Below are 13692 nucleotides of genomic sequence, written 5' to 3'. Positions count from 1 at the left end.
GAAGCCCCCCTCAAGATGAGATTTCCCAATTCGTAAGACCCCTGGTAGACGACCAGGTTGATAGGTTCGGGGTGGAAGCGCGGCAACGCGTGCAGCTGACGAATACTAATCGGTCGAGGGCTTATCCAACTAGCCCCGGTAAACCCCCGGGGCGCTCGATTCCAGCTTCAACTCGATTCGTTTCGCATTCAGTTTTCAGGGAATAATTATGGAGAGGTACCCAAGAGGCCGAAGGGGGCGCTTTGCTAAAGCGTTAGGGTGTAACAGCCGCGAGGGTTCGAATCCCTCTCTCTCCGTTTTAACCTGATTTATGGCGGTGTAGCTCAGCTGGCTAGAGCGTACGGTTCATACCCGTGAGGTCGTGGGTTCGACTCCCTCCGCCGCTACCAACTTCATTAGGACGCTTAGCTCAGCCGGGAGAGCATCTGCCTTACAAGCAGAGGGTCGGCGGTTCGATCCCGTCAGCGTCCACCATCGTTTTCCTAGCATGGCCGTTTGGCTTGCCGGGAATTATAGAAAGACCAGCAACTTGGAGCTGTGGTGTAGAGGCCTAACATGCCTGCCTGTCACGCAGGAGACCGCGGGTTCGAATCCCGTCAGCTCCGCCACTTTACCCCAAAAAGTGAAGTAAAGCTTCGAAGTCGACTCCGATTACTTTCGGGGACCGTGAAGACACTAACTTAACTACATACGGCTCGGTAGCTCAGTCGGTAGAGCAGAGGACTGAAAATCCTCGTGTCGGCGGTTCGATTCCGTCCCGAGCCACCATGTATGTCCAAAATGCCGCAAACGGCACGGGACATTTCAATATGGAGGCTTAGCGAAGTGGCCAAACGCAGCAGACTGTAAATCTGTTCTCTGACGAGTTCGGTGGTTCGAATCCATCAGCCTCCACCATTTATCAAGCTTACTCAAATGTGAGCCATTAGCTCAGTTGGTAGAGCACCTGACTTTTAATCAGGGTGTCGTAGGTTCGAGTCCTACATGGCTCATCGAAACCTTTCCCGTTGCGGAAAGGTTTTTTTAATTTGAAGAAGGTCCTTCCCCGCATCGACTGCTCGGGAGGACCTTCTCTTTTGTTACGTTGACGATTGCAGCCGGTCGGCGACCGACTTCATTTTTTGTTCCATGGAGGATGGGCGGTCCCGGCGGTCGTCTATTTTGATCGTGGTACACACCCGGTCCGCTCCTTGGACAAAAGGACTTTCGTGCAGTCTGCGTACGACCTCCAGTAAATCCGTCAGTTCCCCTTCGATAATGGTGCTCATCGGGGTAAGCTGATAATGGATCGGCTCGCGCGCCTGCTCCAGCAAGTTTTGCATATCCGCCACATAACGGCTCAAGCTGGTTGTTCCCGTGCCAACCGGAACAATCGTGACTTCAACGATCGGCATGCTTCTTCCCTCCCGCAACATCCAGTATTGGCGAATTAAGCCTATATACCGTATTGTAATCGGATACCCAGCCTTTGGCCAATGCAAACTACAGCTCGAGCCGCTTCGCTCCCTGCCGGATGAACTCCGCCGTGCGGGTAGCTAATGCCATAACCGTATTGGTCGGATTGCCGGCTCCCGACGTTACGAAGAGACTGGCATCGCATACGAATAAATTCGGGATGTCGTGAGTTTGGCCATAGGAGTTGGCAACGGACGCCTCGGGATCGCTCCCCATCCGGCAGCCTCCCATAAGATGCGCCGTATCGGGTACTACGTACTCCACGGTTCCGCCGGCTGCCCGTAATATGGAGCTCATCGTGCCGACAGCATGATCGATCAGCTTGCGATCGTTATCGCCATAGCTGAACGATACATGAGCCCTTGGTAACCCGTATTGATCCTTCTCTGCGGCAAGCGTCACCCGATTGGATTCAGAGGGAAGCACTTCGCCGACCATCGTGACTCTGCCGTACAAATTGTAATCCAAAATGGTACCCCGCAGACGCTGCCCCCAGACGGGGCCTTGTTCCGATTGCGAAATGCCGTTAGCGAAGCCGACCGGCCGGGCGCCGTGAGCATGCAGCGAATAACCGCGTACAAAATCGTTGTTTTTGTCGGTTTCATAAAAGTCCTGCGTTGTCGCAAGAACCGGCGTTCCTTTATATAAACGGATTTCCTGTTCGAATTTGGCATAAACGTCCTGGCTGCTGTGTGTCATGATCGCTTTGCCGACCCAACCGCTCCGGTTGGCCAGTCCGTCGGGAAATTGGGAAGTGGCGGAATTCAAGAGCAGTCGAGGCGTCTCGACGGCGTAGGCCGACACGATGACGATGCGGGCTTTCTGCACATACGTCTGGCCGTTATGGATGAACTCGACGCCTGTGGCCCGTCCGGCATCGTTCATTTGCACACGGGTGACCATGCAGTCGGCAAGCACTTCGGCACCGGCGGCGATCGCTTTCGGAATATGTACGATCAATGTGCTGAATTTGGCATTCGGCATGCAGCCTTGGTTGCAGAAGCCCCGATTGATACAGGGAGGGCGCCCTTCGAACGGAGCGGATAAAATGGCCAAAGGCGCCACGACCGAACGAATGCCGAGCTTGTCGCAGCCGTTCATGAACATATAAGCGTTCGGGCTTAACGGTTCGCGTTCCGGGTAAGGGTAAGGCCCGTTGTAATTGCCCCACGGGAAATGCTTCGGACCGGAGACGGCGATTTCTTTCTCGATTTTGGCATAATACGGTTCCAGATCGGCGTAGCCGATCGGCCAATCTTCCCCGACCCCGTCCAGCGTGCGTGAGCGGAAATCGGAATCGTGAAACCGGACGAACACTCCGGTAAAATGAGTCGTACCTCCTCCGACACCGCGGCCTGAGTTGTTATGGCCCATCTTGAGCGGATCCGCTCCATCCACTAGGCGGGTGTCCTCCCAACCCAACGATTTCATGGCTAATTCATCGCTCGCAAAATCGTGCTGCGGGTCTCGGAACGGCCCGGCCTCCAAGACGACCACGCGCATGCCCGCTTCGCTCAAGTCTTTGGCCAGCACGCCGCCGGCGGCTCCGGCCCCTACTATGACGGCGTCCACTTCATCATGTGCATATTTGCGCTGCAGCGTCATGTATCCGGTTTCGCCTCCCAAGGGTCCAACTGACCGATATTTGCCCGAACGTATCCCCGCGGATAGGCGGGGCCGCCATATCCGATTTCCGACCATACGGTAGGGTGAGAATAGTACGATTCAACCGTCCAGCTTAACAAACGGTTGAAAAACGCTTTTTGCGGAAAATCCAAATCCCCGCTAAGCGGGAGCTTGCCTTCGCTCAGGGCGGTTATGATCGTCAACTGCTCCGTTTCGGTCAAATCGATAAACGGATGCTTATACTCGGACACGGACCATTGATTCAAACGTTTCATCCCGCTTCGGAGCAAGTCGCCGGCTTTGGGGACGGACGGCTTCCGTTCGCTTTCGCCTGTCTGGGCGTCCAGGGAGCGGTCGATATGGCCGAGCACGAACTGAATGATATCGGTCCGATTGTCGCCCGCCAAGGACGAGCAAATGGCGCGAAGCATTTCGGCCTCCATTAAAGTCAGCGATTTATACCCGTGTACGCTTTCCAAGCGGGACGAGACGATCGATCGGGAGTGTCGGTCCCATGCTTCTTGCTCGCTCATCACGTCGTAATCCGGATACCGGCTCTTCTTCATGAACGGTCACCTCCAAAAAATTGCGATAATCCCGAGTGCGCTGATGGCCGTAAACAGAAACGGGAGGATGACCGGAGGGCCGATCAGAAAGTTGCGCATAGCCCAGCCGCCGACCCGCAGACGGACGCCTTTGGCATGAAAATAGACGCCGACGAGGCCGTCAAGCACGCCCATGGCCATAAAAAGCGTGAACAGCAGCCGCAGCCAGCCGGCGTTATAGAACGTCAGCGCGAGTCCCGTCACGAAAAAGAAGGGTGCCGATACGACCGGAACCCACATCGATTTATGGTGGAAATTTTGCCGGTAATGAAACATCGTGACTTGACCGCCGATCAATACGAAAGCGACGCTCACGAAAAAAATCAAAAAGCGGTCTAAAGACCAAGCATCCCAATACAAGTGACATCCCTCCATATGGATAAATAGCGGCCACCCTTTTTCATTCCGGTGCCGGGAAAGTCAGTGCGCCGTGCGGCATCAAGGCCACCTCGCAGTTTTCATTATGGATGACGCCCGCAACCAGCTGCGCCAAGTCGCGAACCGGAGTAAAGCCTGCCAGTTCCGTAAGCGGTTCGGGCATATCGGAATACAAATAAACGGTATGTTTGGACAAGATTTGGTCGATTTGCGCGACTTTATGGGCGCCCATTACGAATTTCTCGTTCAATTTGCGCAGTATCGTCGCCCGGTCCCGGATCGTCTCGATCCAATACTGGAAAATGCCGTTGCCGAACAGCTCTTCGCAGCGAGCGAGCAGCACGATCGAGCCTCCGGGCTTAGTAAAGGCGGAGGCGTTTTGCAGCGTCTTGATCGCTTGATACAGCTGCAAATCTTTAGGGAAGCCCCCCGTAGAGGCCAATAGGATGTCATACTGCTTGGTTACGGGCACGAAAAAACGTTTCCGGGCGGCTTCGAGTCCGCGCCGGTGAGTGGGGATAAGCTCACCCGAGTAAGCCTCAAGCAGCTCTTGCCGATGGTTGGCGATAACGTTGAACAGAAAATGGATCGGCACATAGTCGAGCACTTCCTCCAGATCGCGGTGAATCGGATTGTCAGGGTCTCCTAGAGCGGCTTTATAGCGCTGGGACAGTGCATGATTCGCTTCGATGCATCGTTTCGATGCGGTACCCGGAATGAGCGCTTTGACGCCGCCGGATACCCCGACCAGACGGTGAGGTTCGATATTGCCCGTAGCTATGAGCAAATCGGCTTCGACTACGAGGCGATTGATCTCGATCGGCGTTCCGCGGCTGGTCGTGCCCAAGGCGACACAATCCTCGGGCAGTGCGGAATGATTGATCACAGGGACACGACGGAAAATTTCATCGCCTACGAGTTGCTGTAATTCCGTATCGGTATGTTTCCGATGCAAGCCCAGCGCTACGACGATTCGAATCCGGTCGTCTTGAATACCCCCATGATTCAACGCTCCAAGAAGAGCGGGCAGAAATAAGCGGCTCGGGCATAACCGCGTACCGTCGCTAATCAGAATGACGGCGCGTTTGAAGTCTGCGGCTAATTCATGAAGAGGTTTTCCCGCTACGGGATGATTCAGTGCTTCAAGGATGATCCGATCCGGCGAAGCCCCCGCCGCCGACTCATAATCGAGGATCGCGGGCGTATTCGGGCAGTCGATCTTTACGTCAACGAATTGTTTACCGTATGGGAATAATATCGAGCTTACCTTCTTTCTTCAGTCTGCTATCGAAAAGTTGGAATAAGAAAATTATTTCCATTCGCCTGCTTTACTAAACCGAAAAAATAGTTCCGTCTGGCGATTAATCAAGACAACCGGCCGAACGGCGGAGGCTTCTGACGAAGCGTGTCAGGTTTCCATCCCTTTGCAAAACGTGTATCATGAATGTATATCACATGTAACGCGAAAAATGTGATGTCGGTCTGGGGGGAAATTTCATCATGGTGATGTGGGATCGGATCAAGCAGCAAGCAGAGCAAATACTCGGCACCGAATTCCGGCGCGAACGGATACCTGCCGCCAAGTGGAACCGGTCCGCGGAGGACGATGCGGGGAAAAGCCGCGTCATCGAAGACAGATACTATTTTTTTCTATATAAAGACGGGGGGCATGTTCAAGCCGTATCGGTAGACGAGCCGTTACTGACCCCGAACGAGAAGCAATTGATCGAGCTGATGCTGGAAGCGTACCGGATGCAGGAAAAACGGAGCGCCCCGCAAGTTCATTCGGAGGACGAGCGTAAATCGCATCAGATCCGGTCCTGGATTGCCCAGCAGCTGGAGCAGGGAATTACCGACGCGGAGCTCCCGGACTCGCTGGCTGCTAACTTTGCGCTATATGCACCCAAAATCCCGCTTCTTGTATACGGTGATTATTCGGACCAGCGAAAGGCGACGTATCAGGACTTGAAAAAGCTGCTTGTCCATTTCTTCGACGGGGAAATCGTGCTCATTCCGCTGTTGGATAAAGAGTGGCTCGTTCTCGGGCCGGAATCGCTTCTGCAGGAAGGCGGAGAAGGGGAAGAAGAAACGGCGGAGGATATGCTTGCTTCTCTCGGCGACGCACTGCACGAGATGCTCGTGACCGAATGGGTAGGGGAATGCCAAATCGCGGTCGACTACCCGATGCAGCCGGCCAAATCGCTGCTGGCGTCCGTATCCAAACTGCGGGAAGCGATGACGCTCGGACGGACGTATCATGTTGCGGACAACATTCATATGCCCTGGAGGCTGCAGCTGGAGAAGCTGCTCCATCCGATCGGCGAAGAACAGAAGCAACTGTTTCTGGAGCGCGTGCTGAAGCGGATGGACTTGCTGAAGGATGCGGAGATGATGACGACGCTCGAGCAGTTTATCGCGCTCGACTGCAGCGTGAGCGAAACGGCCAAGAAGCTGTTCATCCACCGAAACACGCTGCTGTACCGGTTGGACAAGTTCAAGCAGGAAACGGGGCTGGATGTCCGCACGTTCCATCATGCGTTATTGGTGCATGTTGCGCTCCTATTGTACAAAGTAACGAAAAGAGCGTGATTTTTTTGTAAACAATGTGCATAGTCATGAAACGGGCCGTAGGTTAATATAAAGCTGTGGAATATGAATACTAGGAGGAATGATCCATGGCAGGCTTACGTTTGAATCATATCGTAAAAAAATATCCCGGTGCCGCAGAAGCTACCGTTAAAGACTTCAATCTGGAGATCAAGGACAAAGAGTTCCTCGTGCTTGTAGGTGCTTCCGGGTGTGGAAAATCGACAACGCTCCGTATGATTGCAGGTCTGGAAGAAATTACGTCCGGCGAACTGTTCATCGGCGACCGCCTCGTCAACGACGTCGCTCCGAAAGACCGCGACATCGCGATGGTATTCCAATCCTACGCTTTGTATCCGCACATGAACGTTTATCAAAACATGGCGTTCGGTCTGAAACTGCGCAAATTCAAAAAAGCCGAAATCGACGCACGCGTGCGCGAAGCGGCCAAAATTCTCGATATCGAAGTATTGCTCGACCGCAAGCCGAAAGCTCTCTCCGGCGGTCAGCGCCAACGGGTAGCCTTGGGCCGCGCCATCGTCCGCGATCCGCAAGTGTTCCTGATGGACGAACCTCTCTCCAACTTGGACGCCAAGCTGCGCGTACAGATGCGCGCCGAGATCAGCAAGCTGGCGAAACGTTTGGAAACGACCGTAGTATACGTAACGCATGACCAGACGGAAGCCATGACCATGGGCGACCGCATCGTCGTTATGCACCAAGGCGTTATCCAACAAGCGGCTTCGCCGGAAGAAATTTACAACTTCCCGATGAATATGTATGTTGCCGGCTTTATCGGATCGCCTGCGATGAACTTTATCAACGGTTCGCTTTCGGAAAGCGGCGGCAAAGTCCACTTCAAAGGACAAGGCATCGACGTCGTTCTGCCTGAGGGCAAAGCGCAAATTCTTCGCGATGGCGGCTACATCAACAAAGAAGTCGTGTTCGGCGTCCGTCCGGAAGACCTGCACGATGAGCCGATTTTCCTGGAAAGCTCCCCGGAAAGCCATGTCAGCGCAACGATCGAAGTGGCCGAGAATTTGGGTCACGAAGTTCAACTGCACTTGAGCGGCCTCGGTACGCAATCCATCGTAGCCCGTGTAGACGGCCGTTCCGGCTTTAAAGAAGGCATGACGATCAAGCTTGCCGTGGATATGAACAAAATTCATATTTTCGATAAAGAAACCGAAGCAAACGTATTGATTTAATCGATCATTCAGGAAGGCCGACGGCAGCGTCGGTCTTTTTGCTTTTCCGGCCGCTCGTTGCGGTTGCCCGTCATATATACGCATGTGAAGGTTGCTTTCGCACCGCATTTCCATTACCATGAAAACATTGGAACATAAAGGAGACGTCAGGCAATGGGGAAAAAGACGAAAGTTTCCGACCTCGTTCGTAATTTTCACCTGGAGGTCGTGACCGGAGAAGAAGGGCTAGGGCGGCTTATTAAAGTAGCGGACATGTATCGGCCCGGCTTGGAGATGGCTGGATATTTCGCTTATCATCCCCGGGAACGCGTGCAAATATTGGGGCGGACGGAGCTGACGTTTTTCGAGACGCTATCTGCCGAGGAACGGCGCGATCGGATTACGAGGCTGTGCAAGGAAGAGGAAACCCCTTGCATGATCGTGACCCGCGGGCAAAATGTCCCGGAGGAGCTGATCCGGGAAGCGGGCGAGCAAGGCTTGCCGGTGCTGCGCAGTCCTTTGGCGACTACGACGCTCGTCAGCCGGATTACCGATTTTCTGGAAAACAAGCTGGCGCCGACGACTACGATACACGGGGTGCTTGTCGAAGTATACGGTATCGGAATGCTCATTACCGGCAGCAGCGGTATCGGCAAAAGCGAAACGGCCCTGGAATTGGTCAAGCGCGGACATCGGCTCATCGCCGACGATGCGGTCGAGATTCACCAAACCCCGGATCACGTGCTGATCGGCAATGCGCCGGATTTGATCAAGCATTTGCTGGAAATCCGCGGTGTCGGCATCATTAACGTCATGACGCTATTTGGGGCGGGAGCGATCCGGACCAATAAGAAAATATCGCTTGTCATCCGGCTCGAAACTTGGCAGCAGGACAAGGAGTACGATAGGCTCGGACTGGATGAGGAGCTGACCCGCATCATCGATACCGATTTGCCGCTCGTCACGATACCGGTTCGTCCCGGACGAAATTTGGCGGTCATTATAGAAGTGGCGGGAATGAATTACCGGCTGAAGCGAATGGGATATAACGCCGCTCTGCAATTTACGAACAAGCTGACCGAGTCGATATCGGGAGATTTGGACGATTCGGAATAACCGTATTGCGAAAAAAATGGCACAAGGAGATGGAGTATGGCTTATTTACTCGATCCGATCGCTTTCTCGCTGGGGCCGATATCGGTGCACTGGTACGGGATCATATTGGGCTCGGCGGCGCTCGTAGGGCTGTGGCTCGCGGTTATGGAAGGGAAACGGTTCGGCATTTCCCCCGATTTCTTCATGGATCTGCTGTTGATCGGCGTGCCTTCGGCCATAATCGGCGCCCGTCTGTACTACGTCGCGTTCAAGTGGGATGCGTACAAAAACAATTTGCTTGAAATATTCCAAATATGGCACGGCGGCATCGCGATATACGGGGCGTTGATCGGAGCCATTATCGCAGGCTACATTTATTTTCGCCGGAAAGGCTATAACTTCTGGAGAATCGTGGACATTTGCGCGCCGTCGCTTATCGTCGGTCAAATGATCGGCCGGTGGGGCAATTTCGTCAATCAGGAGGCGCACGGAGGGCCTGTGTCCGAATCGTTCCTGCGCGATACGCTGCATTTGCCGAATTGGATTACCGATCAAATGTACATTGACGGCCAGTTTTACCATCCGACGTTTCTATACGAATCGCTCTGGAACCTGGTCGGCTTGCTGCTCTTGTTCTGGCTGCGCCGTCGTCCGTTTCTTCGTTCCGGGGAATTGTTTTTCAGTTACTTTATCTGGTATTCGATCGGACGGTTTTTTATCGAAGGGCTTCGTACGGACAGTTTGGCGTTCACGGCGCCGTCTTGGTTCGCTTCCTTGATCAATGCGCTATGGTCCCCGATGAATCTCGTATTCGAAGCGGGTTCTATGGACTACGGCAACGTCCGCATTTCGCAATTGCTGGCGATTCTCATCATTATTGCCGCGGTTATCCTCATAATCGTGCGCCGTAAAAAAGGCTGGTCCGCGGAGCGTTATTCCGATCCGATCCGTTCGACGAAAACGGCCGCGATCTCGACATCGGAAGCCGGCGAAGGGATTTGAACAGGAAGAGAATCGAGACCGTCAGGGAGGATTTGAGACATTGGCTATCACGACTGTACTATTCGACTTGGACGGCACGATTGTCGATACGAACGAGCTGATCATTCAGTCGTTTCTGCATACGCTGGAAGGCGAGACGGAGCAGCCGTATACGAGGGAGCGGATCATTCCCCATATGGGGTTCCCGCTATTGGAGCAGCTGCGGTTTTTTACGGGAAAAGATCAGGTGGACGAGCTTGTGGTCAAGTACCGGAAGTTTAATCTGGACAAGCATGACGAGCTGGTCGCGGAATTCCCGCATGTTCGCGAAGTGTTGGCCGAGCTGCGGAGCAGAAATATCCGAATGGGCGTCGCAACGAATAAAATGCGGATGACAACCCTTATGGGGCTCAAAATGTGCGGGATCGACTCCTATATGGATGCGATCGTAACGATAGATGACGTCGCGAACGGCAAGCCGGATCCGGAAATGATACGGAAGGCGTTGGAGCAGCTGAACGTCGATCCACGGGAAACGTTGATGGTCGGGGACAGCAAATACGACATCGTCGCGGGGCGGGACGCGGGAGTGAAGACGGTCGGTGTGTCCTGGTCGTTGAAGGGCGAGGATCACTTGCGGACTTTCCATCCGGACTATATCATTCGCGACATGAGGGACTTGCTGGAAATCGTCGGATAAAGAGGGATCGGACAGTGAGACGAACGGAACGGTACCCGGTCGAAGGGCCGAACGCGCTCTGGCAAATTTATAAGACGGTCAGCAAGTGGAAATCGGTACGGAACTTTATTTTCATCCAGTTTACCCGCTATTGCCCTTCGCTGCCCGTCAAAAACTGGATTTACCGCAATGTGCTGCGCATGGAGGTAGGGGAGAATACGGCTTTTGCGCTGATGGTGATGGTGGACGTCTTCTTCCCGCACAAAATCCATGTAGGCTCCAATTCGATCATCGGGTACAACACGACGATATTGGCCCATGAATATTTGATACGCGAATACCGGCTCGGTGACGTGTTTATCGGCTCGAACGTGATGATCGGCGCCAATACGACGATTTTGCCGGGCGTTACGATCGGCGATCATGCGGTCGTCGGGGCCGGGTCCGTCGTTCACCGCGATGTGGAGCCGGGCAGCTTCGTTGCCGGCAATCCGCTTCAAGTCATCCGCCGGGCGGGGGAGTAAGCGTGCGATGCATGTTCGGACCTTCTGTACGCCCACAAGCGGAAGTTCGACTTCAGTTATTTACATGTCAGCGCGCGCTCCAAAAGGGCTTAGAGGAAGGTTCCGTTCCGTTATTCACGGAACGGAGCCGTTTTTTTTGCTTGGCCCGGCGAATTAGCGGAACGGGACCAATGACGCAAACAAGATGCACTTTTGCAGATAACCGACTTGCGAGCCTACGGTGCAACAAACGTTCCCCGGATGATCAAGCCCGCCCCTTCCTTGCCGCCAGCTCTAGTATGGAAGGATCAATCGACAACGTCGTGACAAGTCCAACCCGCGGAAACGTGAGGATTGAAAACATTTTGAAAATGCAATTGACGGTGCAGTAGCGTCATGGTAAACTTACAAATACATTCTTTATTTAGGTAGTATGGTAGCATGGTATCGCTTTAATGCGATGAAGTATCTGATTCATAGAACGAGGTGCCTCATGTCGAAACCGAAAGTGTTTGAGAAGCCGCCCGGCGTCAAAGACTATTTGCCGGATACGGTCGCCAAGCTGCGGCGCATAGAAACGAACGTGCTAGAATGCATGCGGAAGTGGGGGTACCGGCAAATCATTACTCCCACGCTCGAATATTACGATACGGTCGGGGTGGCGAGCTCCACGTCCGACCGGAAGCTGTTCAAGCTGCTGGACAAGAAAGGAACGACCGTCGTACTGCGCTCGGACGTAACGGCTCCGATCGCCCGCGTCGTCGCTTCCTTGTTGAAGGATCAACCGTTCCCGCTGCGCCTGTCCTACCACTCCAACGTATTCCGCGCGTTCGAGGACGAGGCGGGACGCGAGGCCGAGTTTTTCCAAACCGGCGTAGAGCTTGTGGGCGATCCTTCCGCGGATGCGGATGCGGAAGTAGTGGCGCTTGCCATCGCAAGTCTGAAGGCGGCGGGCATCCGCCATTTCAAAATTGCGCTCGGCCACGTCGGGTTTCTGAACGGATTGTTCCAGGAGGCGCTGCCCGACAAGCTAGAAGAACAGAGCGCGCTGAAGGAAAGGCTGCTGCAGCGCGACCATGTCGGATATCGGGACCTGCTGCGCAAATACGAGTTGACCGATTCGGTACGTCTGGAGCTGGAAGGAATTCTGCGGCTGCGGGGCGGGCAGGAAATATGCGAGCAGGCGCGCAGCTTGTCGCGGGACCGGATGGCGCAGGAAGCGATTCAGCATTTGTGCCAGGTGTGGGACGTGCTGGAGGCATACGGCGTCAGCGAGCATGTGCTGATCGACTTGACGATGATCGGCGATTTTACTTATTATACCGGCATGACCTTCGAAGGTTATGCGGCGGATCTCGGCTTTCCCGTATGCAGCGGGGGGCGTTATGACAACTTATTGAAGCAGTTCGACCGTCCGGCGGCGGCTACCGGCTTCGCGCTGAAAACGAACCGGATGCTGGAAGTGGCGGATTTGGAAGAAACGCAAGAGCCATACCGCGTGCTCGTTCTGTATGTTCCCGGTCAAGCGAAAGAAGCGTTGGCGTGCGCGCAGGGGCTGCGTGCGCGCGAGAACATTATCGTCGAGACGGCGCGGGTGGACGCTGATGCCGCCAAGGCAGGCGTACGGCTGCTGGACATCGTGCAGAATCGATCGGACGTGAGCGGATACGACGAAGTGATCGAGTTCGTGAATAAGTGAAAAGAGATGCTTGAGTCGCAAACGGGGGTGGGAAATATGCGGCGGAAAGTTTTAGTGTGGATATTGCGCAAACCTGGTGCAATTTCCACACTCGGGCCTCATTTGAAATCAGGTTCCTACCACAAAGTCTATTAAAAGGAACCTGATTTCAACGGGAGGCTGGAGCGCATATTCCCACCCCCGGACCTAATCGGCTTCATCTCTTTGCAAGTTATTCACGATAGTTCGATAAGAAAGGATGGTAACGATGCAAGACCTGTTGAAGGTGGCGATTCCGAAAGGGAGAATCGTCAAGCATATACACCGGCTGTTCCAGGCGGCGGGTCTGCCTTTGCCGGAAGACTTGGACGATTCGCGGAAGTTTATTGTTCCCGTCCACGACATGGGCATGGAATTTATCGTGGCGAAGCCCGCTGACGTTCCGACTTACGTGGAATACGGAGTTGCCGATATCGGGATCGCGGGTAAAGACGTCATGATGGAAGAAAACCGGAACGTTTACGAGCTGCTCGACTTGGGCATCGCCCGGTGCAGGTTTTCCGTCATCGGCCTTCCGGACTGGAAGCCGGTGCTGAATCCGCGCGTGGCGAGCAAATTCCCGAATGTCGCTTCGCAATATTTCCGCGAGAAAGGGCAGCAGGTCGAAGTGATCAAGCTGAACGGCAACGTCGAGCTGGCGCCGCTGATCGGTCTTGCCGACCGGATCGTCGACTTGGTCGAGACCGGCAACACGATTCGAGAGAACGGCCTTGTGGAACTGGAGAAAATAGCGGACATTACAAGCCGGCTGATCGCGAACCGGGTCAGCTACCGGATGAAGAACGGCGCCGTCCAGCAGCTTTGCGATCGGCTGCAGTCGGCGATTAGCGCCGCCGGCGCGCGATGAACGGGAGGCTTA

Annotated in this window: 13 protein-coding genes, 7 tRNA genes and 1 rRNA gene; 16 read left to right on the top strand and 5 right to left on the bottom strand. The window is 54.3% G+C overall.

Annotated features, from left to right (window positions below; genetic code table 11):
* From FE783_RS10015 to FE783_RS09980, 8 genes are all read left to right on the top strand, one after another.
* A 23S ribosomal RNA gene (locus FE783_RS10015) occupies positions 1-129 on the top strand; the annotation flags it as partial.
* Between the two features lie 81 nt (positions 130-210).
* Positions 211-296, top strand: a tRNA-Ser gene (locus FE783_RS10010).
* Positions 297-312: 16 nt separating this feature from the next.
* Positions 313-389 (top strand) — tRNA-Met (locus tag FE783_RS10005).
* A gap of 9 nt (positions 390-398) precedes the next feature.
* A tRNA-Val gene (locus tag FE783_RS10000) sits at positions 399-474 on the top strand.
* A gap of 57 nt (positions 475-531) precedes the next feature.
* Positions 532-608 (top strand) — tRNA-Asp (locus FE783_RS09995).
* A gap of 84 nt (positions 609-692) precedes the next feature.
* Positions 693-768: transfer RNA gene (locus tag FE783_RS09990), tRNA-Phe, on the top strand.
* Between the two features lie 43 nt (positions 769-811).
* Positions 812-897 (top strand) — tRNA-Tyr (locus tag FE783_RS09985).
* A 22-nt stretch (positions 898-919) separates the two neighbouring features.
* Positions 920-992, top strand: a tRNA-Lys gene (locus FE783_RS09980).
* Between the two features lie 87 nt (positions 993-1079).
* Here the strand turns inward: FE783_RS09980 and FE783_RS09975 are convergent.
* From FE783_RS09975 to FE783_RS09955, 5 genes are all read right to left on the bottom strand, one after another.
* Positions 1080-1394 carry an MTH1187 family thiamine-binding protein gene (locus FE783_RS09975; protein WP_138879181.1) on the bottom strand — a complete coding sequence of 105 codons (315 nt, stop codon included), beginning with the start codon at positions 1392-1394 and terminating at the stop codon, positions 1080-1082.
* 88 nt (positions 1395-1482) lie between these two features.
* Positions 1483-3060, bottom strand: coding sequence for a GMC family oxidoreductase (locus tag FE783_RS09970; protein ID WP_138879180.1), 1578 nt, complete (start codon positions 3058-3060; stop codon positions 1483-1485).
* Positions 3057-3647, bottom strand: a complete 591-nt coding sequence (locus tag FE783_RS09965; RefSeq protein WP_138879179.1) for a gluconate 2-dehydrogenase subunit 3 family protein — start codon at positions 3645-3647, stop codon at positions 3057-3059. Before FE783_RS09965 ends, FE783_RS09970 begins: the two co-directional genes overlap by 4 nt.
* A gap of 6 nt (positions 3648-3653) precedes the next feature.
* Entirely contained in the window at positions 3654-4046 is a 393-nt protein-coding gene (locus FE783_RS09960; protein ID WP_238402963.1) for a hypothetical protein, read from the bottom strand.
* Between the two features lie 40 nt (positions 4047-4086).
* The gene (locus FE783_RS09955) at positions 4087-5322 is read right to left on the bottom strand and encodes a nickel-dependent lactate racemase family protein (RefSeq protein ID WP_138879177.1); all 1236 of its coding nucleotides are present in this window, start codon (positions 5320-5322) and stop codon (positions 4087-4089) included.
* A 242-nt stretch (positions 5323-5564) separates the two neighbouring features.
* On the opposite strand from FE783_RS09955, the gene FE783_RS09950 reads away from it, so the two are divergent.
* The 8 genes from FE783_RS09950 to hisG all read left to right on the top strand — a co-directional run bounded on the left by FE783_RS09950 (position 5565) and on the right by hisG (position 13680).
* Positions 5565-6653: a PucR family transcriptional regulator gene (locus tag FE783_RS09950; protein ID WP_238402962.1), complete on the top strand. Its 1089-nt coding sequence runs from the start codon at positions 5565-5567 to the stop codon at positions 6651-6653.
* An 86-nt stretch (positions 6654-6739) separates the two neighbouring features.
* Positions 6740-7858: an ABC transporter ATP-binding protein gene (locus tag FE783_RS09945; RefSeq protein WP_138879176.1), complete on the top strand. Its 1119-nt coding sequence runs from the start codon at positions 6740-6742 to the stop codon at positions 7856-7858.
* A 153-nt stretch (positions 7859-8011) separates the two neighbouring features.
* Positions 8012-8953 carry an HPr(Ser) kinase/phosphatase gene (hprK, locus tag FE783_RS09940; protein WP_138879175.1) on the top strand — a complete coding sequence of 314 codons (942 nt, stop codon included), beginning with the start codon at positions 8012-8014 and terminating at the stop codon, positions 8951-8953.
* Positions 8954-8989: 36 nt separating this feature from the next.
* Complete coding sequence (gene lgt, locus FE783_RS09935; protein WP_138879174.1) at positions 8990-9934, top strand: prolipoprotein diacylglyceryl transferase; 945 nt, start codon at positions 8990-8992, stop codon at positions 9932-9934.
* 40 nt (positions 9935-9974) lie between these two features.
* Positions 9975-10613: a pyrophosphatase PpaX gene (gene ppaX / locus FE783_RS09930; RefSeq protein ID WP_138879173.1), complete on the top strand. Its 639-nt coding sequence runs from the start codon at positions 9975-9977 to the stop codon at positions 10611-10613.
* 14 nt (positions 10614-10627) lie between these two features.
* Positions 10628-11116, top strand: a complete 489-nt coding sequence (locus FE783_RS09925) for an acyltransferase (protein WP_138879172.1) — start codon at positions 10628-10630, stop codon at positions 11114-11116.
* A gap of 472 nt (positions 11117-11588) precedes the next feature.
* Positions 11589-12794 (top strand): ATP phosphoribosyltransferase regulatory subunit, encoded by a 1206-nt coding sequence (locus FE783_RS09920; protein WP_138879171.1) that lies wholly within the window; start codon positions 11589-11591, stop codon positions 12792-12794.
* Positions 12795-13041: 247 nt separating this feature from the next.
* A complete protein-coding gene (gene hisG / locus FE783_RS09915; RefSeq protein ID WP_138879170.1) occupies positions 13042-13680 on the top strand; it encodes an ATP phosphoribosyltransferase in 639 nt (212 codons plus the stop codon).
* Positions 13681-13692 lie beyond the last annotated feature (12 nt).

Origin of the sequence: Paenibacillus mesophilus (genome assembly GCF_005938385.1) — a bacterium.
GTDB classification, from domain to species: Bacteria; Bacillota; Bacilli; order Paenibacillales; family NBRC-103111; genus Paenibacillus_AB; species Paenibacillus_AB mesophilus.
Note: the sequence above shows the minus strand (reverse complement) of the source record. Positions and strands in the feature narration are given on the sequence as shown.

Coding starts and splice junctions, on each gene's coding strand:
- FE783_RS09945 (WP_138879176.1), top strand. CDS start 6,740: ATGGCAGGCTTACGTTTGAATCATATCGTAAAAAAATATCCCGGTGCC.
- FE783_RS09975 (WP_138879181.1), bottom strand. CDS start 1,394: ATGCCGATCGTTGAAGTCACGATTGTTCCGGTTGGCACGGGAACAACC.
- hisG (WP_138879170.1), top strand. CDS start 13,042: ATGCAAGACCTGTTGAAGGTGGCGATTCCGAAAGGGAGAATCGTCAAG.
- FE783_RS09965 (WP_138879179.1), bottom strand. CDS start 3,647: ATGAAGAAGAGCCGGTATCCGGATTACGACGTGATGAGCGAGCAAGAA.
- lgt (WP_138879174.1), top strand. CDS start 8,990: ATGGCTTATTTACTCGATCCGATCGCTTTCTCGCTGGGGCCGATATCG.
- hprK (WP_138879175.1), top strand. CDS start 8,012: ATGGGGAAAAAGACGAAAGTTTCCGACCTCGTTCGTAATTTTCACCTG.
- FE783_RS09920 (WP_138879171.1), top strand. CDS start 11,589: ATGTCGAAACCGAAAGTGTTTGAGAAGCCGCCCGGCGTCAAAGACTAT.
- FE783_RS09950 (WP_238402962.1), top strand. CDS start 5,565: ATGGTGATGTGGGATCGGATCAAGCAGCAAGCAGAGCAAATACTCGGC.
- FE783_RS09970 (WP_138879180.1), bottom strand. CDS start 3,060: ATGACGCTGCAGCGCAAATATGCACATGATGAAGTGGACGCCGTCATA.